Source organism: Bacillus sp. BC05(2025) (genome assembly GCF_056725905.1).
Map to the genome: position 1 here is coordinate 88,487 of NZ_JBWYRA010000009.1, position 24,391 is coordinate 112,877.

The 24,391-nt window shown below is 35.2% G+C and carries 16 protein-coding genes, 1 pseudogene and 3 riboswitches; of the genes and pseudogenes, 4 read left to right on the top strand and 13 right to left on the bottom strand.

All coding sequences use genetic code 11. The features are described from left to right. Positions 1-97 precede the first annotated feature (97 nt). Positions 98-2,122, top strand: a complete 2,025-nt coding sequence (locus ACZ76X_RS22810) for a glycosyl hydrolase family 18 protein (protein WP_479851753.1) — start codon at positions 98-100, stop codon at positions 2,120-2,122. A gap of 457 nt (positions 2,123-2,579) precedes the next feature. Here the strand turns inward: ACZ76X_RS22810 and ACZ76X_RS22815 are convergent, their stop codons facing one another. The 7 genes from ACZ76X_RS22815 to ACZ76X_RS22845 form a co-directional block, all read right to left on the bottom strand. Next, complete coding sequence (locus tag ACZ76X_RS22815) at positions 2,580-4,124, bottom strand: ABC-F family ATP-binding cassette domain-containing protein (protein ID WP_479851754.1); 1,545 nt, start codon at positions 4,122-4,124, stop codon at positions 2,580-2,582. A gap of 456 nt (positions 4,125-4,580) precedes the next feature. Further along, positions 4,581-5,354, bottom strand: coding sequence for a hypothetical protein (locus tag ACZ76X_RS22820; protein WP_479851755.1), 774 nt, complete (start codon positions 5,352-5,354; stop codon positions 4,581-4,583). Between the two features lie 66 nt (positions 5,355-5,420). Then, complete coding sequence (locus ACZ76X_RS22825; protein WP_342717210.1) at positions 5,421-6,170, bottom strand: ABC transporter ATP-binding protein; 750 nt, start codon at positions 6,168-6,170, stop codon at positions 5,421-5,423. Then, the gene (locus ACZ76X_RS22830) at positions 6,167-7,165 is read right to left on the bottom strand and encodes an ABC transporter substrate-binding protein (RefSeq protein WP_479851756.1); all 999 of its coding nucleotides are present in this window, start codon (positions 7,163-7,165) and stop codon (positions 6,167-6,169) included. Before ACZ76X_RS22830 ends, ACZ76X_RS22825 begins: the two co-directional genes overlap by 4 nt. Beyond that, entirely contained in the window at positions 7,162-7,935 is a 774-nt protein-coding gene (locus ACZ76X_RS22835; RefSeq protein WP_479851757.1) for an ABC transporter permease, read from the bottom strand. Before ACZ76X_RS22835 ends, ACZ76X_RS22830 begins: the two co-directional genes overlap by 4 nt. Next, complete coding sequence (locus tag ACZ76X_RS22840) at positions 7,907-8,227, bottom strand: MTH1187 family thiamine-binding protein (protein ID WP_000082898.1); 321 nt, start codon at positions 8,225-8,227, stop codon at positions 7,907-7,909. The genes ACZ76X_RS22835 and ACZ76X_RS22840 overlap by 29 nt, the downstream gene beginning before the upstream one ends. A gap of 100 nt (positions 8,228-8,327) precedes the next feature. Next, positions 8,328-8,429, bottom strand: a riboswitch (TPP riboswitch). A 61-nt stretch (positions 8,430-8,490) separates the two neighbouring features. Beyond that, positions 8,491-10,230: a methyl-accepting chemotaxis protein gene (locus tag ACZ76X_RS22845; protein ID WP_479851758.1), complete on the bottom strand. Its 1,740-nt coding sequence runs from the start codon at positions 10,228-10,230 to the stop codon at positions 8,491-8,493. A 143-nt stretch (positions 10,231-10,373) separates the two neighbouring features. Continuing rightward, positions 10,374-10,458, bottom strand: a riboswitch (cyclic di-GMP riboswitch). Between the two features lie 283 nt (positions 10,459-10,741). Here ACZ76X_RS22845 and ACZ76X_RS22850 point away from each other — a divergent pair. After that, positions 10,742-12,055, top strand: coding sequence for an anaerobic C4-dicarboxylate transporter family protein (locus tag ACZ76X_RS22850; RefSeq protein ID WP_479851759.1), 1,314 nt, complete (start codon positions 10,742-10,744; stop codon positions 12,053-12,055). Between the two features lie 190 nt (positions 12,056-12,245). Here ACZ76X_RS22850 and thiE read toward each other — a convergent pair whose 3' ends face one another. Next, positions 12,246-12,905, bottom strand: coding sequence for a thiamine phosphate synthase (thiE, locus tag ACZ76X_RS22855; RefSeq protein ID WP_479851760.1), 660 nt, complete (start codon positions 12,903-12,905; stop codon positions 12,246-12,248). Positions 12,906-12,921: 16 nt separating this feature from the next. Then, positions 12,922-13,728 carry a hydroxyethylthiazole kinase gene (gene thiM / locus ACZ76X_RS22860; protein ID WP_479851761.1) on the bottom strand — a complete coding sequence of 269 codons (807 nt, stop codon included), beginning with the start codon at positions 13,726-13,728 and terminating at the stop codon, positions 12,922-12,924. A gap of 72 nt (positions 13,729-13,800) precedes the next feature. Next, a riboswitch (TPP riboswitch) is annotated at positions 13,801-13,910 on the bottom strand. Positions 13,911-14,178: 268 nt separating this feature from the next. On the opposite strand from thiM, the gene topB reads away from it, so the two are divergent. Continuing rightward, positions 14,179-16,368: a DNA topoisomerase III gene (gene topB, locus ACZ76X_RS22865; RefSeq protein ID WP_479851762.1), complete on the top strand. Its 2,190-nt coding sequence runs from the start codon at positions 14,179-14,181 to the stop codon at positions 16,366-16,368. A gap of 40 nt (positions 16,369-16,408) precedes the next feature. Here the strand turns inward: topB and ACZ76X_RS22870 are convergent, their stop codons facing one another. The 4 genes from ACZ76X_RS22870 to ACZ76X_RS22885 all read right to left on the bottom strand — a co-directional run bounded on the left by ACZ76X_RS22870 (position 16,409) and on the right by ACZ76X_RS22885 (position 23,880). Beyond that, the gene (locus tag ACZ76X_RS22870) at positions 16,409-19,270 is read right to left on the bottom strand and encodes a YhgE/Pip domain-containing protein (protein WP_479851763.1); all 2,862 of its coding nucleotides are present in this window, start codon (positions 19,268-19,270) and stop codon (positions 16,409-16,411) included. A gap of 306 nt (positions 19,271-19,576) precedes the next feature. Continuing rightward, positions 19,577-20,368, bottom strand: a complete 792-nt coding sequence (locus ACZ76X_RS22875; RefSeq protein WP_479851764.1) for an endonuclease/exonuclease/phosphatase family protein — start codon at positions 20,366-20,368, stop codon at positions 19,577-19,579. 4 nt (positions 20,369-20,372) lie between these two features. Then, positions 20,373-22,010 carry a PTS transporter subunit IIBC gene (locus ACZ76X_RS22880; RefSeq protein ID WP_000705534.1) on the bottom strand — a complete coding sequence of 546 codons (1,638 nt, stop codon included), beginning with the start codon at positions 22,008-22,010 and terminating at the stop codon, positions 20,373-20,375. Positions 22,011-22,215: 205 nt separating this feature from the next. Next, positions 22,216-23,880, bottom strand: coding sequence for a glycoside hydrolase family 13 protein (locus ACZ76X_RS22885; RefSeq protein WP_479851765.1), 1,665 nt, complete (start codon positions 23,878-23,880; stop codon positions 22,216-22,218). 234 nt (positions 23,881-24,114) lie between these two features. Between ACZ76X_RS22885 and ACZ76X_RS22890 the strand changes: the two are divergent. Beyond that, positions 24,115-24,344, top strand: a pseudogene (locus tag ACZ76X_RS22890) (FAD-binding oxidoreductase); the annotation flags it as partial. Between the last annotated feature and the right edge of the window lie 47 nt (positions 24,345-24,391).

Genomic DNA, 24,391 nt, shown 5'->3' on the forward strand with positions numbered 1-24,391 from the left:
GATCATTTTCATCTAGACGCTTCATACGTCTAGATTCATTTTGGTTTATTGGCGTAAGCCTTTAAATATATCTTTTATTTTGAAAGGAGAAATGACTATGAGATCAAAAAAATTCACGCTGCTATTACTATCCCTACTACTCTTCTTACCTCTTTTTCTCACAAACTTTATTAATCCAAATTTCGCATTAGCAGATTCACCAAAGCAAGGTCAAAAAATTGTTGGGTATTTTCCTTCGTGGGGCATTTACGGGCGTAATTATCAAGTTGCAGACATTGATGCATCAAAGCTAACTCATTTAAACTATGCTTTCGCTGATATTTGCTGGAATGGAAAACATGGAAACCCTTCTACTCACCCCGATAATCCAAATAAACAAACGTGGAACTGTAAAGAATCTGGTGTACCACTGCAAAATAAAGAGGTTCCTAATGGTACTCTCGTACTCGGTGAACCATGGGCTGATGTCACAAAATCTTATCCGGGATCAGGTACAACTTGGGAAGATTGTGATAAATACGCCCGCTGTGGTAATTTTGGAGAACTGAAACGATTAAAAGCTAAGTATCCTCACTTAAAAACAATTATTTCCGTTGGTGGCTGGACTTGGTCTAACCGCTTTTCTGATATGGCCGCTGATGAAAAAACAAGAAAAGTATTCGCTGAATCCACAGTTGCTTTTCTTCGCGAATATGGATTTGACGGTGTTGATTTAGATTGGGAATACCCGGGCGTTGAGACGATTCCTGGTGGTAGTTACCGTCCTGAAGATAAGCAAAACTTCACCCTACTCCTTCAAGATGTTCGAAATGCATTAACGAAAGCTACTGCAGAAGATGGGAAACAATATTTACTAACAATCGCGTCAGGTGCAAGCCAGCGTTATGCGGATCATACAGAGCTAAAGAAAATCTCTCAAATACTGGATTGGATTAATATTATGACATATGATTTCCACGGTGGATGGGAAGCTACTTCTAACCATAATGCAGCTCTATACAAAGACCCAAATGACCCAGCTGCGGATACGAAATTTTACGTAGATGGTGCAATAGATATTTATACAAATGAAGATGTTCCAGCAGATAAACTCGTATTAGGCGTACCTTTTTACGGGCGTGGATGGAAAAGTTGTGGAAAAGAAAATAACGGACAATACCAACCTTGTAAACCAGGTAGTGATGGAAAGCTCGCTTCTAAAGGTACTTGGGATGATTATTCTACCGGTGACACAGGTGTGTACGATTATGGTGATTTAGCAGCTAATTATGTTAATAAGAATGGTTTTGTTCGCTATTGGAACGATGTAGCGAAGGTACCTTATTTATATAATGCGACTACAGGAACCTTTATTAGCTATGATGACAGTGAATCTATGAAATATAAAACAGACTATATAAAAACAAAGGGTTTAAGTGGTGCAATGTTTTGGGAGCTAAGCGGGGATTGCCGTACAAGTCCAAAATATAGTTGTAGTGGACCTAAATTACTTGATACGTTAGTAAAAGAGATACTTGGTGGACCTATTACTCAAAAAGATACTGAATCACCAACAAACGTAAAAAATATTGCTGTTACAAATAAAAATTCAAACTCCGTTCAATTAAATTGGACTGCATCTACTGATAACGTAGGAGTTACGGAATATGAAATTACTGCCGGAGAAGAGAAATGGAGTACAACAACAAATAGCATTACAATTAAAAACTTAAAATCTAATACAGAATACACATTTTCAATAATAGCAAAAGATGCTGCTGGGAATAAATCACAGCCTACTTCTATTCTTGTAAAAACAGATGATACGAACACAACACCTCCTGATGGAAATGGGACTGCTACCTTTTCAGTCACTTCAAATTGGGGAAGTGGCTACAACTTCTCGATTGTAATTAAAAATAGTGGAACGACCCCTATTAAAAATTGGAAATTAGAATTTGATTACAACGGCAATTTAACACAAGTTTGGGATTCTAAAATTAATAGTAAAATAAATAATCATTACGTAATTACGAATGCAGGATGGAATGGTGAAATTCCTCCTGGAGGATCCGTTACAATCGGAGGGGCAGGAACAGGCAATCCTGCTGAGCTTGTAAATGCATCCATTAGCGAAAACTAAACGTAACCTCCATTAATTATTTCACTAAAGTTTGAATTTAGGTTTAAGTACTCTATCCTAAATTCAAACTTTTAATTTTATGAAAAATCACAACTGAACATTATAATAACCTATTATAATTATATTTAATTTCCAATATGAAGTTTGCGTGAAGTTCATCTGAATTTTACATGAATTCCCTTTAATTTCTATTGTCTTCCTATACTAATCACATTATCCTTTACATATAGGAATTATTTTTATTCCATTTCAAACTATCTACATATATAAAGAAAGATAGTCGCCTATTAGGGAAAGGCATCTAGTATTATTATAAATATAAACATAACAAAAGAAAAAGCACGCTTATAAGCGCACCATAAGAGTGCTTCTTCATACAATTCTCATGTAAGAGTTCTCGAAAATCATGTTAATCACAAAGAAAAGGCATTAGCTTATACAAGCTAATGCCTTTTCTTTATTCATATTTTTCAGCGTTCCATTCTTCTATATTCCATACTTTTGTTATCCACGCTTCATAGAAAGAAGGCTCATGTGAGACAAGTAAAACTGTTCCTTTATATTGTTGTAACGCTTCCTGTAAAGACTTCTTTGTTTCTATATCCAAATGATTAGTTGGTTCATCTAAAATCAAAACATTGCTTTTCGTTACAATCAGTTCGCATAAACGTACTTTCGTTTGTTCCCCGCCGCTTAATAAACGAATCGGTTTTAATACGTGTTCTTCTTTTAATCCACACTTCGCCAATGCTTGGCGCACTTCTTTCTTTGTCATATCTGGTCGTTCTGCCCAAATTTTCTCTAATGGTGTTATTTCTGAAGCAAACTCTTCCTGGGCAAAATAAGCAGCATTTACTCGTTCTCCAATAGAAATTGAACCACTTAGCGGTTTTATTTTGCCTAATAACGTTTTTAACATCGTCGTTTTTCCAATTCCATTATGACCAACAATCGCTATCTTTTCTCCTTTTTTCACTTGTAAATTCAACTCTGGACATAATGGATCACTATAACCTATCCTTAGTTTCTCAGCTTGTAGTATACGACTCACTGGCTCCTCATAAACTTTGAAATCAAAACGTGATCGAGTTACAGGATTAACCTTTTCAACCCTCTGCATTTTCTCCAATACTTTCTCTCGGCTTTTAGCCTGTTTCGCTTTTCGAATTTTATTTTTTTGAATAAATGTTTCTAAGTGAGAGATTTCTTTTTGTTGTTTCACATACGCCGATTGTAATTGTTTCTTTTGCACTTGGTAACTTTGCATAAACTGTTCATAATTCCCTACGTATCGCTTCACTTTCCCTCCTTCTAGATGATAAATCACATTCGTAATACTGTTTAAAAATACTTCATCATGAGAAATGATCACATAAGCTTTTTCATACAGTCTCAAATACGATTGCAACCATTCTATATGAGCTGTATCTAAATAGTTTGTTGGCTCATCTAGCAATAAAATATCAGCTTTTTCTAAAAGGAGCTTCCCAAGTAATAACTTTGTTCGTTGTCCTCCGCTTAACTGTGAAACATCCTTTTTTAAACCTATTTCAAGTAAACCTAAACCGATTGCTACTTCATCAATTTCTGTATGAATTTGATAGAAATTAGAACTTTCCAATATAGTTTGTAATTCTCCATACCTTACTAACAGTTTTTCTATTTCTTCTGCTCCATCCATTTCTTCTGCAATTTTTAACATTTCGCATTCAATCGTATATAAATCCGAAAATGCGCTTTGTAAATATCTTTCAACTGTGATTCCCTCTTGTAAATCAATATGCTGCTGTAAGAAACCTACCTTCACATGCGGGAACCACTCAATGTTCCCATCATCATGTATAAGTTCTCCTGTTAAAATTTTTAACAATGTTGATTTTCCAATTCCATTTTGCCCTACTAATCCAACATGCTCGCCCTTTAATAGCCGGAAACACGCATTATATAAAATGGTCTTCTCACCATACGAATGACTTACATTTTCTACTGTTAATATACTCATGTTTTTCTCTCCTTTACTTATGGTTCATAAGCTAAATAGAGAAAGCAACAGTATAAAGTAAAACTTTAATCAGTGGGGTGGTCTTCATCCCCCACTAATTAATAGTTGAACCAACCGGACTTTAATGGGCAGCTGATTCCCCACCTAATTTCTTTGCTTTCGCTGAATTTTGAGGTGGGGGTCTTACTGCCCATTAAAGTGGGATAAAGCCTTATTTAATTATGCATATAAAAAATGGGTAAGGTGAATACACCTTACCCATTACATATTATCGTAAAAAAGGATTAAGGTTCTTTACCTGCTGTCTTCAATTTAGCTTAATCGTTAAAAATGGGCAGACTTCTCCCTTATCAAACTAAAACCATTTGAAGAACAGTTGATAAAGTCATTTTATCCTTTCACTCCTTTAACATTTGTTATATTAAGAGTATAAACTACTCTTTTATATTCTATTCTCTATTGTTCTTTTTGTTCCTTCTCCGTTTTATCGTTCTCTGCATAAATTTCTTTATACATCTTTTCTAATGCATATGGACTTGTAAAGATAATTGTTAACGATTTCCACATGTAAATTCTTCTTTGTAATTCTATCCCATACTCTTTACTCACTATATTTTTCACTTCTGGGATATGATCTTCAGTTTGAAATTGTTGCACAGACTTCAATTCATTCGTTTTAAAATCTGTTAAAAATCCTATTACACTTCGCCCATGTTCCTGTGACCTTTCTTCTAAATCAAACTGAATCGAATGAACGAAACCTAAAACGTGAAAGATTTGAGCATGCAACCCGACAGCAGCACGCTTTTCCATTAAGTTGTAGCACTCTCGTTTTAACTCTTCTACCATTTCTAAAGAATTTCTATTAACTTTCCTTTTGCCAACAAACATAAATTTTACAATATGAGCGACTGCTCCCATACTTTTTAATACACTCTCTAGAATTTCTACCGCATCTTCCACATAACCATTTGTAATTATAGAATGAATAAATTCATCTAATAACGCTTGAAACTTTTTAACTAAATGTAAATCACATAATTCTGGAACATCTTTTCTCAATTGATCCCGGCCTTGAACCCACTTTAAAACTTCTATCATTTCTTCTTCTTTTAATTCATGATGTTCCATACCATACTTCATTAATAAAATATAATTTTTTAATAAGGACTTTCCTTCTTCAAGATTATCAGCTGTTAACGAATCAACTATTTGCTCTATAGATTTCATCTTTCTCCCCCTATACAAAAAAGCCTCTTAACAGTAATTATACCAAAAACTGTTAAAAGACTTTTTCTATTTTTTCATATAAGGAGCTAATACCCTCAGAATTTCTTCCTTATCCTTCTTTAACTCCAGTGATGTTAACATATCCATCGTTCGTGGTCTAGGTAATTTCACTTGTACCTCACCAACTATTGATGCTGGTCTTTGAGATAAAATAAATACGCGATCCGAAAGCAAGATTGCCTCATCTAAGTCATGTGTAACCATAACAATTGTTTGCTTCTCTTGATGCCAAGAGTTCAAAAGCCAGCTATGTACTTCCATTTTTGTAAAGGCATCTAATTTCCCAAAAGGCTCATCAAGTAGCATAATTGGTTTTTCACATAAATATGTGCGCAGAAAACTAATCCTTTGGCGCATACCACCAGACAATTCATCTGGATAATGATCTGCATATTCATCTAGCTGAAACTGCTTTAATGCTTCCATTCCTTCTGTGAGCCTTTGTTTTTTCGGTTTCCCTTCGATTTCCAATGGCAGCACTATATTTTGCAAAGCTGATCGCCACGGTAGTAATAAATCTTGTTGAGGCATATAACTTACGACATCTTGCTCTTGTACGTGCTTATCCTTATACGTTACATTCCCGCTTGTTGGATTTTCAACATTTGCAATCATATTTAATAATGTGCTTTTCCCGCAACCACTCGGTCCTACAAAGGAAACAAACTCTCCTTCTTGTATAGAAGCACTAATATTTGCTAATACATTCTTTCCATCGAAAGATTTTACAATATCTTTTATTTGTAATCCGCTCATTTTTCGCTTGGAAGGAACTCATTTGTAAAGGCATCTTTCACATCAATTTTCTTCTTAATAACTTTGTTATCATATAAGAAATTCATGTAATTCTTCCAAACTTCTTCCTTCTGTACTCCCCATGCTTTTGCATCATCTTGATACTTCGTACTTAACCACTTTTGACTTTCTTGTACTAAGTCTTTATTTACATCTGGAACAGCTTTAATTAAAATATCAGCAGCTTCTTTCGGTTCTTTAATTGCAAAGTTATAACCTTCTGTCGTTGCACTCATAAATTTTTTCACAAAGTCTTTATCTTGTTTCGTATGTTTTTCACTCGTAATCATAACAGGACTATAGAAATCAAGCGCTGGATCTAGGTCTTTCACCATAATCGTATTTAACTCTTTTCCTTGGCGCTTCGCTTCAATTCCATCCCATCCGTAATAAATCCATTCAAAGTCTGCATCTCGACCGATTGATTTAAAGAAATCTGTTTGTCCTAAGATGATTTTTTCAACTTTATTAAAATCAGCTTGATTTTTCTCCATAATTGTCTTTAATGTAGCTTCTTCTGCTGGTCCTCCCCAGCCTCCGTAACGTTTGCCTTCAAAATCTTTCGGTGAAGTCATGTTATCTTTCTTAAGCGATGCAAAAGCTGAAGTGTTATGCTGAATAATCGCTCCTACAGACACAACAGGAATACCTTCCACACGAGCCAGCGTTACATTTTCTTGTGCGCTTATTGCGAAGTCAGCTTTTCCTGAAGCTATCATTTGCTCCGCTGTCACATTATCACCAGGCTGAATAATTTCTACATCTAAGCCTTGCTTTTTATAATAATCTTTCGCTTGCGCTACATATAAGCCAGTATGATTCGTATTCGGAAACCAATCTAATACTACTTTTACTTTTTGATCTTTACTTGCACTTTCTTCTTTCTTGGTCGGATTACATCCAACCACACCTACCGCTAATAAGGCAGCCAACATAACTTTTAAACCTTTTTTCATTTTCTGCCGTCCTTTCTATATATCCATGGTGCTGTTATTCTTGCCATAAACTCCACGATAAAATACAGACATAATGTCACCATAACAATAATTGCTGCAACACCAAATACTCGGGCTGTTAAAAAGGATTTCGTAGCCCTCGTAAGCATAACTCCTAATCCTTCACTGGCACCGAGCCATTCTCCAATAATCGCTCCCATTACGCTATATGTAACTGCAATTTTTAACCCTGAAAAAAAGTATGGAAGCACTGCTGGAAACTTTACTTTCTGATAAACTTGCCATTTCGTTGCCTTCATCGTTTGCAACAACTTCAACATATTTTTATCTACCGTTTGAAAACCTTCTAAAATGCTAAGCGCAATCGGAAAGAAACAAACGAGTATGACTACCATTACTTTCGGTAGCATTCCATATCCAAACCAAATAATAAATAACGGTGCAAGTACAACGATTGGAATTGTCTGCGAAATAACAAGCAACGGATTTATTAAAATACGAAATAAAGGGATAACATCCATAATAATTGCAATACTTGTCCCAATTAAAATCGCAATGAACAGTCCAATTATAACCTCTTGCAGCGTTTGTATCGTATTTGGTAATAGTAAATCTTTCATTCCAATTAATTCTTGAACAATGGCTGAAGGCTTCGGTAAAATCCAAGGTTCAATTTTAAATAATGAAACAGATCCTTCCCATATCGCAATGAGAAGGATAAGCCAAATTGTTGTAATTAGTTTAGATTGCTTCTGGTTTTGCATATTCATCACGGTACTTCCAAACTTTTTCATCTATCGTTACACCAGTGCTTGGACGATAGTGGATTTTAATAGAAGTAATTACTTCTTCTGCTCCAGCATCCACACATGCTTGTTGTGCACGTTTAATGACATCAAGAAGTACATCTAATTCTCCTTCCAGCGTTGTTTCCATTGCCCCTACTTCATAACGAACTCCCGATTGTTGTACAACCTCAATTGCTTTATCAACAACAGAATACACATCTTTGTTCTTCGCTTGTGGTACTACTGAAAATGAAATTGTAACTTGTTGTGACATAGTAAAATCCCCCTTATAAAATGAAATATTAAAACAAGAAAAGGCTTTCCTACTGCGTAGGAAAGCCTTGTATGCAAGTTATTATAGAATAACATATGCTACATTACTTTAAGTAACTCCCTACGCTGGCATTATCCAGATCAGGTTGAGGGTCGATGTTTGTTTACATCCTCTCAGCCAATTGGCTCCCCGGTCCTTAATTCGTTTTCATTGTAGCATGATTTATTTTATTGAACAAACAAAAGCACGTATAATCATTTCAATTAACTTTTGAATTCCCCTATTAACTCTTGTAACTCCTGTGAAAGCCAGCTTAAAGAACTAGCTAATTCAGCAATATCTTGTACAGACATTTCCTGTTCTTTCAAACTTTCTTCAATATTATTACTACTATTTGCATACGTATTTGCAATAAGTGATAGTTCATTTACAACACGAACAATATTTTGGCTATTTTGCAATATATCACTTGAATTACTAGAAACAACTCTAACTTGATTTGTAACAGATTGTGCAGATTTTGAAATTTTTTCAAAGAAAGCACCACTACTTTGAAAAAGTTTCATTCCGGATTCTACTTCTTTTGAAGCTTTTTGTATTGAAACAGCAGCTTCTTCTGTTTCAACTTGTGTTTCCTCTATTAATTTCGCTATATCTTTTGCTGATACTTCCGTCTGCTCTGCTAATTTACGTACTTCATCAGCAACAACGGCAAATCCCTTTCCGGTTGCCTCACCATGTGAAGCTTCGATAGAAGCATGTAAAGCTAGCGAATTCGTTTGATTTGAAATACTCGTAATTACATTTACAATATCACTAATTTCTTTTGATCTCGTTTCCAAAGAATGAATGATAGAAGATAAATTTTGTACTGCATTTTGTATTATGTTCATTTGATTCATCGTCTGTTCAATAATACCATTTCCTTTTACTGAATGATGCTTCGTACCTTCAGACTCTTTCGTCATTTGCTTTGCAATATTAGTTATCTCTTCCATCCTATCTTCCATTTCATATACAATATCTAAATACTTTGGTACTGACGTTTCTTGTAATTGAACGCCAGCCCTTAACTCAACTATAGAACTTACGATTCCTTGGACTGCCATGCTATTTTCTTTCGTACTCACTGACAATTCTTGTGAAGATGAGGAAACCTGTTCTGCTGTCTGCTTCACTTTATCTATAATTCCTTTAAACTTCTCGATAGTATTATTAAAATACGAATTAATAATACCAATATCATCTGGTCTTTCCTCCAATTTAATACTCAAATCACCTTCACCGATTCTGCGCAATCCTTCACGTAAATCCCGTAATGGAGCAAGAGCGTTACGTACAATTAAAAATTGAATAACAGTTGCAATTAAAACAGAAATACAAATAAACATTAAACCTTGTATAATGAATTTTTCTTTTGTAATAGGAACAATAGAAGCATCTACATCGGCTGCAACAATTGCCACAATATTTCCGTCTCCATCTTTAATTGGCTCTAATATCGTTACCCATGTTCCTAATAGATCTTCATATACTACTGTCATGTTTGCTTTTTTCGTGCTCATTACCTTATCGTATGCTTTCATCCAAAGATCTGGTTGTTTATAATATTCTCCCGGCCTTACTTCAACAACATTTGCTAAGTCTGTAGACAAGTCGACGATTAGTAACTCACCTTTTTCATTTTTTTTTGCTCCAACAATATACGTTTGTCCAACACTATTCAATTCTTCCGTTGCTTCATCTAATTTCTCTGTTAACTTCTCTCTCTTTTCTCTTTGTGCCACTGGGTCTTTTGTAACATCTCTCACTATTTCTTCGTCTAATTTATGTAATACCGTATCTCCTGTTTCAAAAGAATGCCTTTCAAACATAGACATCATACTATTTTGAAACATGTTAAAACTTAACGCTCCCATAGTACCAACAAGCGTCAAAATAACTAACACAGTTAACAATACATTTTTTTGAAGAAATGATAGCTTGTGCCAATATTTTTTCATTACCATCACCTTTCTTACTTAACTTAATATAAAGTGAAATTATTAAAATATAAACCTTATTAACGATTGATTAAGGTTCTCATTTGTTTGTAAATAAAAAAAAGACCAATGAAAAGAGCATTGGTCAAGACCAACCCTATCCGTCCGGTAACTGGCTAGCATAGCCTTTCGGCCTTAGCTCCTGTAGTTTTGCGTCCTAATGTTTCCATCAGTTTGCCTTTCTCGCTGAACGAGTTGAACGATATGGGAGTTCTATGAGAATTAAATTATTCTCTATCAAAGATTACAACATAAAAATTAAAATGTCTACCTATTTAGAGATGCAGATGTATAGTTTCAATGAATTATTTTTTCGAAATAATTTAACAAAGTACGTGAATGTTACATTTCTTGTGTTATATAATAAAAAATGTATGAAACACAAGGATTATTTTGAGTATTTATTTTAATTTTCGTTCAAATTAAATTATTCAAATATATCTTAACTAATGAATTTCGGAGGTAGTTTATCATGTTTTGGCTACAATTTCTTACGTTACTACTCTGCATTTTTATTGGCGCACGTCTAGGCGGAGTTGGTCTAGGAGTGATGGGTGGCGTTGGTATGGCAATACTTGTTTTCGTCTTCCACTTACAACCTACAGCTCCTCCTATTGATGTAATGCTTATGATTTTAGCGGTGATTACAGCTGCCGGTGCACTTCAAGCTGCTGGAGGAATGGACTACCTTGTTCATCTGGCTGAGAAAGCATTACGAAAAAATCCAAAGCGCATTACATTCTTTGCTCCAATTGTTACTTATTTATTTACACTCTGCGCAGGAACTGGTCACGTTGCTTATTCTGTACTTCCTGTTATCGCAGAAGTTTCTCGCGAATCGGGGATTAGACCGGAACGACCAATGTCAATTGCCGTAATCGCTTCTCAACAAGCAATTACAGCTAGTCCTATATCAGCTGCAACGGTTGCACTTTTAGCAATGCTAGCTGACTATAAAATCACTTTATTAGATATTTTAAAAGTAAGTATCCCTTCTACTTTTATCGCTTGTATGATAGCTGCATTTGTTGCTAGCAAGATGGGGAAAGAATTAAATGAAGACCCTGAATACTTAAAACGATTAAAAGAAGGAATGATTCCTAATATTGAAGAGAAAAAAGAATTTATCGGTGTAAAAGGCGCTAAATTATCAGTTATCCTTTTCCTAGTAGGAACTTTTCTTGTCGTACTTCTCGGTTCATTTGAAGCACTTCGTCCAGGATGGATGGTCGACGGGAAGTTAGTTCGTCTTTCCATGCCAAACACAATTGAAATGGTTATGTTAACGATCGCAGCTCTTATTATTATTTTCTGTAAACCAAATGTAGAAAGCATCGTATCTGGTAACGTCTTTAAAGCAGGGGCAACAGCAGTTGTTGCTATTTTCGGTATCGCTTGGATGGGAGATACTTTCTTTAACGGAAACTTAAATATGATTCAAGGATCAATTCAGCACCTAGTAACAAGTGCACCATGGCTATTTGCCATCGCATTATTCATTCTATCTATTTTACTATATAGCCAAGCCGCAACAGTACGTGCTTTAATGCCTCTTGGATTATCACTCGGTATTCCACCAGCACTACTAATCGCGATGTTCCCTGCAGTAAATGGATATTTCTTCATTCCAAACTATGGAACAATCGTTGCTGCCATTAACTTTGATCGCACTGGTACAACTGGCATTGGTAAATATGTTTTAAATCATAGCTTTATGATTCCAGGCCTAATCGCCACATTCACTTCTATCGGAATTGGAATGCTCCTAATATCAATTATGTTTTAAAGAAAAAGCACAAACCTACAAATTTAAAGGGTTTGTGCTTTTTTAATCAAACGTTTGTTTAAATAAACGAAACAACTCATTTTGCAACTCTACAAACTGTTTCCGCTTCAAACAATCCCCTCCCTTTTTCTAAATATCAATATCAAAAAATAAAAAGCTATGCAGCATTTTAATACTACATAGCCTTCTTCTACAAACTCTTACTTACTTCCTCTACTAGCTTCTTCGTACTTTCATACGCAGATTCCGCTAAACTAATCGCAGAAATAATGGAAACACCGTCTGCACCCGCTTCTATAACTGAAGCTGTATTGTCAATTGTAATGCCGCCAATCCCGACGATCGGTATTGTAATTCCTTGTTCTCTAAAATGAGCTAAACCTTTCGTTCCTTGCACAGCTTTCGTATCTTTTTTCGTATTCGTTGGGAAAATAGGGCCGACACCTAAATAATCAGCTCCGTTTTCAATCGCCCAGCGTGCTTCTTCAATTGTATGTGTAGATACACCAACAATTTTATCCCCCATTTTTTCACGAACAGAAGTAATCCCTTCATCATCTTGTCCAACATGTACGCCATCTGCATCTAACTCAAGAGCTAGCTCCACATCATCATTTACGATAAACGGTACACCGTACTCCTTACAAATTGCTTGTAGTTCTTTTGCGAAACAAATGTGTTTCTCTCCCGTTAAAGCGCCTGCGCCCTTTTCACGAAATTGAAAAATTGTTATACCGCCTTCAAGTGCATCTCTCAATACTTGCAGTGGATCCTTCGTACAATTGTTACTTCCCATAATAAAATATACTGATAACAACCTAGACATTTCTGCCTTTGAAATACGCGACATTTATTTTCCCTCCTTATTATATAACCTCAATCTTCCCATACTTCTCTATATCACCTGAAGTAGTATTCGCTAACTGATTTAAAAATTCAATTTGGAAACTACCAGGTCCTTTTTCCACCGTCTTGGCAGCTGCCAGTTCCGCAGCTACACCATAAAATGTTAATGCTGCTACTGCCGCCTTTACATAATCCTTTTCTACCGCTACAAATGCTCCTATTACAGAAGTTAGTAAACAACCAGTTCCCGTAACTTTCGTTAAAATAGGGTGACCATTTTGAATAAGGATTGTTCGCTCTCCATCTGTAACAACATCTTCTTTTCCAGTAATTACCGCAACTGTATTTAGTTCATCTGCTGCCTGTTTTGCAATACTTACGACATTGCCATTCCCAGCACCAGCGTCTACTCCTTTAATTTCCCATCTCTCATTAATAACGTTCGCTATTTCAGCTGCATTTCCGCGAATAATTGCTAACTCGATTTCAGCCGGAATATGTCTCGCAACTTCTGTTCGATACGATGTTGCTCCTGCACCAACTGGATCAAACAGTACTGGTACATTGTTCACATTTGCTGATTTACCAGCAAGTAACATCGCTTCTACCTCGTCAGGACGAAGTGTACCCATGTTCAAAACAAGCGCCCCAGCAATGCTAGCCATTTCTGCTACTTCTTCTTTTGCATATGCCATTACAGGCGATGCTCCTAACGCTAACAAACCGTTAGCTGTAAAATTTGTGACAACAACATTTGTAATATTATGAACGAGCGGATTAGACTCTCTCACCAAATCCACTACTTTACTAATTTCTTTCATATTCATCCTTCTCATCTCCTAACTATAGTGATGGGAGATACACAAAAAGACACTTTGCGCGTACGCAAAGTGCCTGAACATGTGTTTTTACACTCTCCCTACGCTGGCATTATCCAACAGGTTCAAATGGTCAATGACGGATTAGTCATACTCTCAGTTTGCATCCACAAACTCCCATGTGTTTAGTATTCTTCTACTTCAAAGTCTACTCTTATTCTAGTAAAATAACAAGTTCTTTACTTTTCTATTCAATATAGAAGCAACAAATAAAACAATACGCATAATAACTATCTATTTCTCACAGTCTCATCATGGTGCATATTATGTTCTGTCACCATCATTCACTTTCAAACAGATGTTATCCCATTAAAAAACGTTCAAATCTGGAGCGAAACTGAATCTCAAGAAGATGTATGCTATAGTTAACGTATGGAAATTTGAAAGGATGTTTTAAATATGTCAAAAAGCGTTGTAATCGCTGAAAAGCCTTCCGTTGCACGTGATATTGCTCGCGTACTGAAGTGCGATAAAAAAGGAAATGGTTACCTTGAAGGTAGTAAATATATTGTAACTTGGGCTTTAGGTCATCTTGTTACATTAGCAGATCCAGAAAGCTATGATGTGAAATATAAAAAGTGGAATTTAGAAGATTTACCTATGCTACCTGAGCGTTTGAAATTAACGGTTATTAAACAAACTGGGAAACAATTTAATGCTGTAAAAAGTCAGCTACTTAGAAAAGATGTAAATGAAATTATTGTAGCAACAGACGCTGGGCGTGAAGGAGAATTAGTCGCTCGTTGGATTATTGATAAGGTTCGAATTAACAAACCAATTAAACGTCTATGGATTTCATCCGTTACTGATAAAGCAATTAAAGATGGTTTTGCAAATTTAAAACCAGGTAAAGCATATGACAATTTATACGCTTCAGCAGTTGCACGTTCAGAAGCTGACTGGTATATCGGTCTTAACGCGACTCGCGCTTTAACGACTCGCTTTAATGCCCAGCTGAATTGCGGCCGTGTGCAAACACCTACTGTCGCTATGATCGCTAATCGTGAAGATGAAATAAAGAACTTCAAAGCTCAAACTTACTACGGTATCGAAGCGCAAACAACTGATAAGTTAAAATTAACTTGGCAAGATGCAAACGGCAATAGCCGTAGTTTTAATAAAGAAAAAATTGATGATATTGTAAAAGTTTTAGATAAGCATAATGCTACTGTTGTGGAAATTGATAAAAAACAGAAGAAGTCATTCTCTCCTGGTCTTTACGATTTAACTGAATTACAACGTGATGCAAATAAAAAGTTCGGTTACTCTGCGAAAGAAACATTAAACATTATGCAGAAATTGTATGAGCAACATAAAGTGCTAACATACCCTCGTACAGATTCACGCTATATTTCATCTGATATTGTTGGAACACTTCCAGAACGTCTAAAGGCGTGCGGAGTTGGAGAGTACCGTCCTTTAGCACATAAAGTATTACAAAAGCCTATCAAGGCTAATAAATCATTTGTTGATGATAGTAAAGTAAGCGATCATCACGCAATTATTCCGACAGAAGGATACGTTAATTTCTCTGCCTTCACAGATAAAGAACGTAAAATTTATGATTTAGTTGTCAAACGTTTCTTAGCCGTTTTATTCCCAGCATTCGAATACGAACAACTAACGTTACGCACAAAAGTTGGCAATGAAACGTTCATTGCACGCGGAAAAACAATTTTACATGCCGGCTGGAAGGAAGTATACGAAAATCGCTTTGAAGATGATGATGTAACAGATGACGTAAAAGAGCAACTTCTACCTCGCATTGAAAAAGGCGACACATTAACTGTAAAGTTAATTATGCAAACATCAGGCCAAACGAAAGCACCTGCACGTTTTAACGAGGCAACTTTACTTTCAGCAATGGAAAATCCTACAAAATATATGGATACGCAAAATAAACAACTTGCTGATACGTTAAAATCAACTGGTGGATTAGGTACTGTAGCGACACGCGCCGATATTATCGACAAGCTATTCAATTCATTCTTAATTGAAAAACGTGGTAAAGATATTCACATTACTTCAAAAGGCCGTCAGCTACTTGATTTAGTGCCAGAAGAGTTAAAATCACCTACCCTTACTGGTGAGTGGGAACAAAAGCTCGAGGCTATCGCAAAAGGTAAACTAAAAAAAGAAATGTTCATTTCAGAAATGAAGAACTATACGAAAGAAATTGTATCTGAAATTAAATCGAGTGATAAAAAATATAAACATGACAACATTTCAACGAAGTCTTGTCCAGACTGTGGTAAACCAATGCTAGAAGTAAACGGCAAAAAAGGAAAAATGCTCGTTTGCCAAGACCGTGAATGTGGTCATCGTAAAAATGTATCTCGTACAACAAACGCTCGCTGTCCGCAATGTAAGAAGAAATTAGAATTACGTGGTGAAGGTGCAGGACAAATCTTCGCATGTAAATGTGGCTATCGCGAAAAACTTTCTACGTTCCAAGAGAGACGTAAAAAAGAGTCTGGAAACAAAGCTGATAAACGTGACGTTCAAAAATATATGAAACAACAGAATAAAGAAGAAGAACCATTAAACAATCCGTTCGCAGAAGCATTAAAGAAATTAAAATTTGATTAAACAAAAAGGTTCCTACCTCTATCGGTAGGAACCTTTTATTTTAGTGAATGATTTTACTTCCTTTTGCGTTCTCAACGAATTTTTCACTCGATTTGTTAATTGGTGTTTTCAGTAATAACGCAGCAACAATCATAACTACTACGAAAGCACTTAATACAAGTAAATCTCGCGTTACGATATCCCACAGCATTCCGCCTACTGTTTCACGAATTGCACTAATTGCATATGTGAACGGTAAGAATGGATAAATTGCTTGGAAGAACGCTGGTGTCATTTGAATTGGGAATGTTCCGCCCGATCCTGCTACTTGCAGTACAAGTAAAATGATCGCCATCGATTTCCCAACGTTTCCGAAAATAGAAACGAGTGAGTATACGATACAAACGAAGACTCCACCAATAAATAAACTAAATAACACAAACCAGAACTTATCGACTACGTACGTACCGAGTAAGAATATATCTCCCATCGATACGATAAACGCTTGTGAAAGACCTATCGTTAAGAATGTTAATAAACGTCCGAAGTAAATTTCATGGCTCTTATAATTCGCGCCCTCTTCATGTACTTCTACTGTTAATAACGAAACCATTAATAATGCGCCTACCCATAATGCAAGCACTGTATAGAATGGTGACATTGCTGAACCGTAGTTCGGCATCGCAAATAATTTATTCTCTTTTAAATTTACTGGATTCGCAAAATAATCACTTTGCTTCTCAACATCGTTTTTCAATAAGCGTATGATGTCTTTTAAATCCTCTTCAGATTCAAAATCACGAATTTTATCTGCTAATTCTTTAATCTTTTTCTCAGTCTCCGGCATTTCAGCTTTAATATCTGCTAATTTTTTTCTACCGTCTACTAAGCCTTTTGATGAATCTTCTAGTAACTTTTTAACATCTGGAAGCTTTTTATCTGCATCATTTAAAATCTGAGTTGTATTTTTCGACATCTCTTTTGTACGAGCAATCGCTGTATTGAAATTAGGCACAATTTCTGAATCATACGTCGATAATACATCTGTTAATTGAGCTGATCCGCCCTTCGCAGCGTTGTTAATACTTTCAATTACATCTTTTGTAGGTTTCTGGCCATTATTAAGAAGTGTAATTCCCTTATTTGTTGCCTCTACACCCTTTTGCAGACTACTTTTCGCTTTATTTAATTTCGCAATTCCATTATTAAGGTTTTTATCACTATTTACATCTGCTAAAACCTTATTTGTACTTTCTAGAACTGGAATCATATCATCAATTAAACCGATTCCAGATTGGAATTGACCATTTAAGCTATTTAAAGCTACTTTCGTTGAATCTAAACCGTTAATACCTCTATTTTGTACATCCTCTTTTGCTTTTTGTAAATCTGCTTTTGCACCTTCGAGGCTATTTTTCGCTTTATCATAATCTGCTTTTGCATTATCATATATTTGATTTGCATCGGCTTTAGCTTGATCTACTGCGCTAACTGCCTTTTTATAATCAGCTACAAACGTTTCATTGTAATCTTTTTCAGCTCGATCGATTAAAGCATTTGTTTCATTTAATTTCTGATTGATTCCATCACGCACATCTTGTTTAACTTCTTGACCTGTGCTAATTAAATCGTTTAAACGTTTAAAACGATTATTTAAATCTTGTTGTCCATTCTTAATATCCGTTAAATGCTCTTTTCTTGTTTTAAAGAAATTTTGTCCAAACTCAGTTTGAGCCCCTTGCTCTAAACGAGCCATAACATCAATTACATAAGAAAGATTGTCAATATGTGTTTGAAGATTATTAGATATAGTCGAAATATTTTTCTTGGCTATCTCTGGATCAACGCTTCCATTTTGCAATCCATCCATAACACTTTGTGCATAAGCTGTTCCTGCACGTGATGAACTTAAAACATTATTTACTGTTTGATTAATATTTTGCGCTATACTCTTATAACCATCACTATTCAACTTAGAAAGATCTGGTCTCGCTGGGAATTCAGGTAATCCATTCATTCCAGACAAGTCAGGAATATTTAATTCTACACCTGGATTCATTAAAAAGTCAGTAAATGCAGCCGCACTATCCATAACGCCTTTTGCTGCTACTAAATCATTTCTTATCGTCCCTGGAGCATTTTTTAATGTTTGATCTTGTCTTGCAAAGAACTTATCTAAGTTCGCTAACGCTTCCTGTCCATCATTTATTACACTCTCTACAACAGGTAAATCTTTCTGTGCCACTTTCACAACATCTTCTGCTCGTGTCGCATCATCTAACGCCTTATCCATCAATGTATTCATTTCTGGGAACTGCGCTTCTAACTTAAATACAAGATCTTTTACTTTCTCAATACTTGGTAAGTTTGTTTCTAAATCGATTCCAAGGTCATTGAAGATTTTAAAAATCTCACCGTTTGCTGTTTTAACAAAGTTTTTACTAATTTCTTCTGTAATACCCGATGCACCTTTTGCTGTAATTTTTGGTGCAATCGCATTTACTTTTTCGTTTACATAGTAATCCAGTTCCGGCTTCTGTGGATTTTCATCCAGAACAGTTGCAATCTTTTTAGAGAAGTCTTTTGGAATTGTAATGCTAGCATAGTAATCCCCGCGTTCAACTCCGTAAATTGCCTGCTTTTCATCTACAAATTTCCAACCAAGATTTTTGTTTTTCTTAAGAGAATCTACAATCTCGTCACCAATATTAATATCTTTCCCTCTTAAATTAGAGCCTGCATCTTGGTTAGAAACTGCAATGGGAACCTCTTTTGTATTTCCGTACGGATCCCAAGAAGCTTTAATGTTAAACCATGCATATAAGGATGGTAAAATCATTAACCCTAAAACAATAACAATTGCAGCCCAATGTTTAGCTACATTCCGTAAATCTGTCTTATAAATACGCCAAATTTGTTTCATAGAAGTTATCACCTAATTATATATTTTTCCTTCTTTAGAAAATGATACATACATTTTGCAATTATATCACTTTCTACATCGTGGATTAACCAAAAACGAACTATTTTTTCCCATTAACTTTGACTTACTACATTATATAACGAAGTCAGTCAAAGTATGAATACAAAATGACCAAATCGGTTTTACATTCAATAATAACAAATATATAGGAAATGTCATAAAAAATACAAGTATTTTCTCTTGGAAATACTTGTATTCCTCAAAAAAATCCTCACAGCTTTTCATCATCTGTGAGGATTTCTTCTATTATATATCTACTTGTACTTCTACACCGAAATGATCTGAAATTACATTTCGGTTTGTACCATTAAAAATGACTTTTGAAGAACGAACTTTTTCACTTTGGTTACACAATATTAAATCGATTCGTAAATTATGTTTATTTTCATCCCAACCAGCAATCTCACCTTGGACAGTTGTCCCTTCATCCTTCTCTATTGCTAGTTCATACGTGTCATACAAACCTTTTTGCATCATATATTCATAACCCTCACCTTGCAAACGGGCGTTATTATTAAAATCACCCATTAAGAAGGATAGTTCATTGCTATCTACACGCTCCATTAAACGATTAACTTGACCTTCAAATGATTCTTCTTCATCATTCCACCAACCGAGGTGGCAAGAGTAAAACGTGATGTTCTTACCATTATAAGCAATTGTTGCACTTACAACTTTGCGTGTTTTCCAATACGCCGTGTCCTTATTTTCTGAAATAAAGAACGTATCTTCTTTTATAACATTATGTTTCGTTACAATCGCTAATCCTTCTTCATACACATCATAACCAATATGAGAGAAATCCCAAGTAATATTGTAATCTTTTACATGTAACGCTTTTAACTCTTCTAATAGTAAAAGTCCAAAATTATCTTCTTTCTTGTTACCGCATACATTTTCAGCCCCTATCGACTGACTTACTTCTTGTAATGCGATGACATCATACTCTTCTTCTTGAATGACTTTAGCAAGATATTTTATCTTTTCTATTTGATTTTCTTCTTGCCAAGAGTGACAGTTTAAAGTTAGCAATTTCATATTATTACGCACCTAACATATCTTGAATGTCTGACTTTAATACGTCAGCTTTCGGACCATATACTGCTTGTACACCTTTGTCTTTTACGATAAGTCCTAAAGCACCATTTTGTTTCCACTGCGCTTCTGGTGCAACAACATCTAAATCTTTTACTGTTACACGTAAACGAGTCATACAAGCATCTACGTCAGCAATATTTTCTTTTCCACCTAATAAATCAATAACTTTTGTTGCTAATGAACCATCTTGTACATTTCCTGTTCCCTCTGATGACTCATCTTCATTATCAATGTAGTTACCTGCACGTCCTGGTGTTGGTAAGTTGAACTTTTTAATTAAGAAATTGAATAATGTAAAGTTCAGACCGAAGAATACTAATGAAACGATAACGAAATTGATTAAATCTCTTGTTAGTCCTGCATTAACCATCATCGGTGTACGAGTAATTAATTCAATAAATCCAAATGCGTGAACACGTAAGTTAATTAAATCCGCTAATGCGAATGCAAGTCCTGTTGTAATTGCATATACAACATATAATACTGGAGCAATAAACATGAACATGAATTCAATTGGTTCTGTTACACCCGTTAAGAATACTGCTAACGCTGCTGATAAGAACATTGGTTTATATTTTGCACGTTTTTCTTTATCAACATTACGGAACATTGCGAATGCAATACCCATTAACGCTGCTGATGAACCGATAACTTGTCCAGCTTTGAATCGGGCTGGTACAACATTATTTAATAAATCGTTATATGCTTTTGTATCTCCATTTGCTAATAAGTTATTTAAATCTGTAATCCATGCAAGCCATAAAGGATCTTGTCCTGCTACAACTTGTCCAATTTTTGAGCCAGTTAACATCGTATATGTTCCGCCTAGCTCTGTGTAGTTCATCGGAATTGTTAACATATGATGTAAACCGAATGGTAATAGTAAACGCTCTAATGTTCCATATACAAATGGTGCAACAATTGGTGCACTATCCTTTGAAGCTGCAATCCAGCGACCAAATTCATTTAATCCACTTTGGATGAATGGCCATAAAAGTGATAATACAATTGCAGTGACTGTAGACCAAACAATTACAACGAATGGTACAAATCGTTTTCCGTTAAAGAATGCTAATGCCTGTGGCAATTTGTTATAGTTATAATACTTGTTATATAAAGTAGCTCCTAAGAAACCTGTGATAATCCCTACGAAAACTCCCATGTTTAATGCTGGTGCACCAAGTACAGAAGTAAAGTAATCTTTTACAATTAAATCCCCTGCTAATACTGAAGAAACTTTCGCTTTTGAATCCGCTAACATTTCAGCGTTTACGCCAAATATAGCTCCTGTAATTCTGTTCGTTAAGACGAATGCTAAAAGCGCTGCGAATGCACCACCTGCACGGTCTTTCGCCCAAGATCCCCCAATTGCTACTGCGAATAAGATGTGCAGATTTGTAATAATTGCCCAACCGATGTCTTCCATTACGCGAGCGATCGTATGAACTGCGTTAATATCCCCAGCAGACATCCCAATTAACTTACCGATAGAAATCATTAAACCAGCTGCTGGCATTACAGCTACAACAACTAATAATGCTTTCCCGAACTTTTGCCAAAAATCAAAAGACGTAATTTTCATCTGTTCTTCCTCCCCTTTATTTATAACAACATAATAATTTAAATTATAATTTCTGTTTCTATTGTGAAAACGATTCCTTATGTTACTTCATTTTTATCTTTACGCAACCGTTTTCATAAATCTATTTTAATAAAAGCGTTTTCACTTTGCAATAGAAATTTATTTTTTTTCATAAAAAAAGATGCTCTAGGAGCATCCTTTTTTATTATGAAATGCGATAAACCCTTGTTTCATAAGGCTTTAACATGATTGTAGTTACTTGTTCATGTTCCGCAACTTCGTAGTTATTTAAAAGCAAACGTTTGCGTTCTAGTGCGAATGAATCCTCATTATATACAGCTTCCTCTTTTGAGATATTACTAATTACAATAATTTTTTCATCATTTAATGTACGAGTATATGCATAAATTTGCAGATCATCTTCTAAAAGTAAATCGTACGTACCGTAATTCAGTACATCATGCTCTTTTTTCAAGGCAATCATTTTCTTATAGAAATTGAAAATAGAGTTCTCTTCATTTTTTTGCTTTTCAACATTAATTTCTTTATAGCTTGGATTCATACCAAACCAAGGTGTACCTGTTGTGAAGCCAGCATTCATCTCATCGTTCCACTGCATAGGTGTACGTGAATTATCGCGGCAAGAAGCCCATATAATTTCCATCATATCTTGATGTGATACGCCCTCTGCAATTTTCTCACGATATAAATTTTTAATTGCTACATCATCGTAATCTTCAATATTTGGGAATTGAACATTTGTCATCCCAATTTCTTGTCCTTGGTAAATGAATGGTGTACCGTGCATAAAGAAATACATTGCCCCTAGAGCTGTTGCACTTTCACGCCAATATTGTTTATCATCTCCCCAAGTTGAAACGATACGTGGCTTATCGTGATTCTCAATATATAAAGCATTCCATCCTTTATTTTCTAGACCTTTTTGCCATTTCGTTAATACTTTTTTCAGTCCTACAACATCAAGATCTTTCTTCTTTTCTGCATCCCATAAGCTTAAATGTTCAAATTGGAATACCATATTGAACTTGCCTTGCTCTTCTCCAACCCAAAGCTCAGCATCTTCAATCTTAACGCCATTCGCTTCGCCAACAGTCATAATATCGTACTTAGAAAATGTATTTTCTTTTAACTCTTCTAGTAAAGGTTGAATACCATCTACATTCATATGTTTATCAAAAGATGGTACATACTTCAGTTCTTTTGGATTTGGCATATCTTTGAAGCCATCCTCTTTTTTAATATGGCTGATTGCATCCACGCGGAAACCATCAATTCCTTTATCAAGCCACCAATTAACTGTATCGTATAACACTTCGCGAACTTCTTTATTCTCCCAGTTTAAATCTGGTTGTTTACGCGAGAATAAGTGTAAATAATATTGTCCTGTTACTTCATCATATTCCCATGCCGAACCGTTAAAAATACTTTCCCAGTTGTTTGGTTCCGCACCATCTTTACCATCATGCCAAATATACCAATCACGCTTCGGATTGTCTTTAGATGAACGAGACTCAATAAACCATGGGTGTTCATCACTTGTATGATTAATAACTAAATCAATAATAAGCTTCATATCACGCTTATGAACTTCATCTAGTAAAGCATCAAAGTCTTCCATCGTACCAAACTCATCCATGATATCTTGATAATCACTAATGTCATAACCATTATCATCATTAGGTGACTTATACATTGGACAAATCCAAATTACATCTATACCTAAATCTTTTAAATAATCCAGTTTCGCAATAATACCTTGTAAATCTCCAATACCATCGCCATTTGAATCCATAAAGCTACGTGGATAAATTTGATAAGCAACCGCTTCTTTCCACCATGTCTTATTCATAGTCATTCTCTCCTTTTGCATCTCATCATAATTTTATGCAAACGTTTTCGTAACACTATCATAACAAAATATGAATAGTTTGCAACTGTTTTCATTGAACTCTATGTAGATTCTTTATTCTTATGCTTTATTTATTTCTCACAAAAGCAAATCTCATTCCTCACCTACTCTTGTCCACGCACGTTACATACGATTTTCATACATTAATAAAAAGAACTGCTGATCTTAGAAAGTATCGATAAATTCAAACAAACAAAATTAACAGGTCGTAACATTGTTCTCTCAGACCCTGCTATGACGTAGCCCAAATGAATTTAAATTTAAGGATTCCAAAACTCCCTTGTATTATTGTTTTTTGTCAAAATAAAAATGATATCTGTAACACTTTAAAACGAGCACGCGAACGTCGTATACCATTTCGGCTAAGAAGCTTACATCATAGTTACGAAAATTTTTCTCTTTTGTATCCCACCTTTTCATACGTAAAAAGGGTATAAAATAAAAAATCATC

Excerpts from the sequence above, each read along its gene's own strand:
- ACZ76X_RS22845 (WP_479851758.1), bottom strand. The coding sequence starts at position 10,230 with ATGAAAAAATATTGGCACAAGCTATCATTTCTTCAAAAAAATGTATTG.
- thiM (WP_479851761.1), bottom strand. The coding sequence starts at position 13,728 with ATGAATATGAAAGAAATTAGTAAAGTAGTGGATTTGGTGAGAGAGTCT.
- ACZ76X_RS22840 (WP_000082898.1), bottom strand. The coding sequence starts at position 8,227 with ATGTCACAACAAGTTACAATTTCATTTTCAGTAGTACCACAAGCGAAG.
- ACZ76X_RS22880 (WP_000705534.1), bottom strand. The coding sequence starts at position 22,010 with ATGAAAATTACGTCTTTTGATTTTTGGCAAAAGTTCGGGAAAGCATTA.
- ACZ76X_RS22835 (WP_479851757.1), bottom strand. The coding sequence starts at position 7,935 with ATGAATATGCAAAACCAGAAGCAATCTAAACTAATTACAACAATTTGG.
- ACZ76X_RS22815 (WP_479851754.1), bottom strand. The coding sequence starts at position 4,124 with ATGAGTATATTAACAGTAGAAAATGTAAGTCATTCGTATGGTGAGAAG.
- ACZ76X_RS22875 (WP_479851764.1), bottom strand. The coding sequence starts at position 20,368 with ATGAAATTGCTAACTTTAAACTGTCACTCTTGGCAAGAAGAAAATCAA.
- ACZ76X_RS22870 (WP_479851763.1), bottom strand. The coding sequence starts at position 19,270 with ATGAAACAAATTTGGCGTATTTATAAGACAGATTTACGGAATGTAGCT.
- ACZ76X_RS22810 (WP_479851753.1), top strand. The coding sequence starts at position 98 with ATGAGATCAAAAAAATTCACGCTGCTATTACTATCCCTACTACTCTTC.
- ACZ76X_RS22850 (WP_479851759.1), top strand. The coding sequence starts at position 10,742 with ATGTTTTGGCTACAATTTCTTACGTTACTACTCTGCATTTTTATTGGC.
- ACZ76X_RS22830 (WP_479851756.1), bottom strand. The coding sequence starts at position 7,165 with ATGAAAAAAGGTTTAAAAGTTATGTTGGCTGCCTTATTAGCGGTAGGT.
- topB (WP_479851762.1), top strand. The coding sequence starts at position 14,179 with ATGTCAAAAAGCGTTGTAATCGCTGAAAAGCCTTCCGTTGCACGTGAT.
- ACZ76X_RS22825 (WP_342717210.1), bottom strand. The coding sequence starts at position 6,170 with ATGAGCGGATTACAAATAAAAGATATTGTAAAATCTTTCGATGGAAAG.
- ACZ76X_RS22885 (WP_479851765.1), bottom strand. The coding sequence starts at position 23,880 with ATGAATAAGACATGGTGGAAAGAAGCGGTTGCTTATCAAATTTATCCA.
- thiE (WP_479851760.1), bottom strand. The coding sequence starts at position 12,905 with ATGTCGCGTATTTCAAAGGCAGAAATGTCTAGGTTGTTATCAGTATAT.
- ACZ76X_RS22820 (WP_479851755.1), bottom strand. The coding sequence starts at position 5,354 with ATGAAATCTATAGAGCAAATAGTTGATTCGTTAACAGCTGATAATCTT.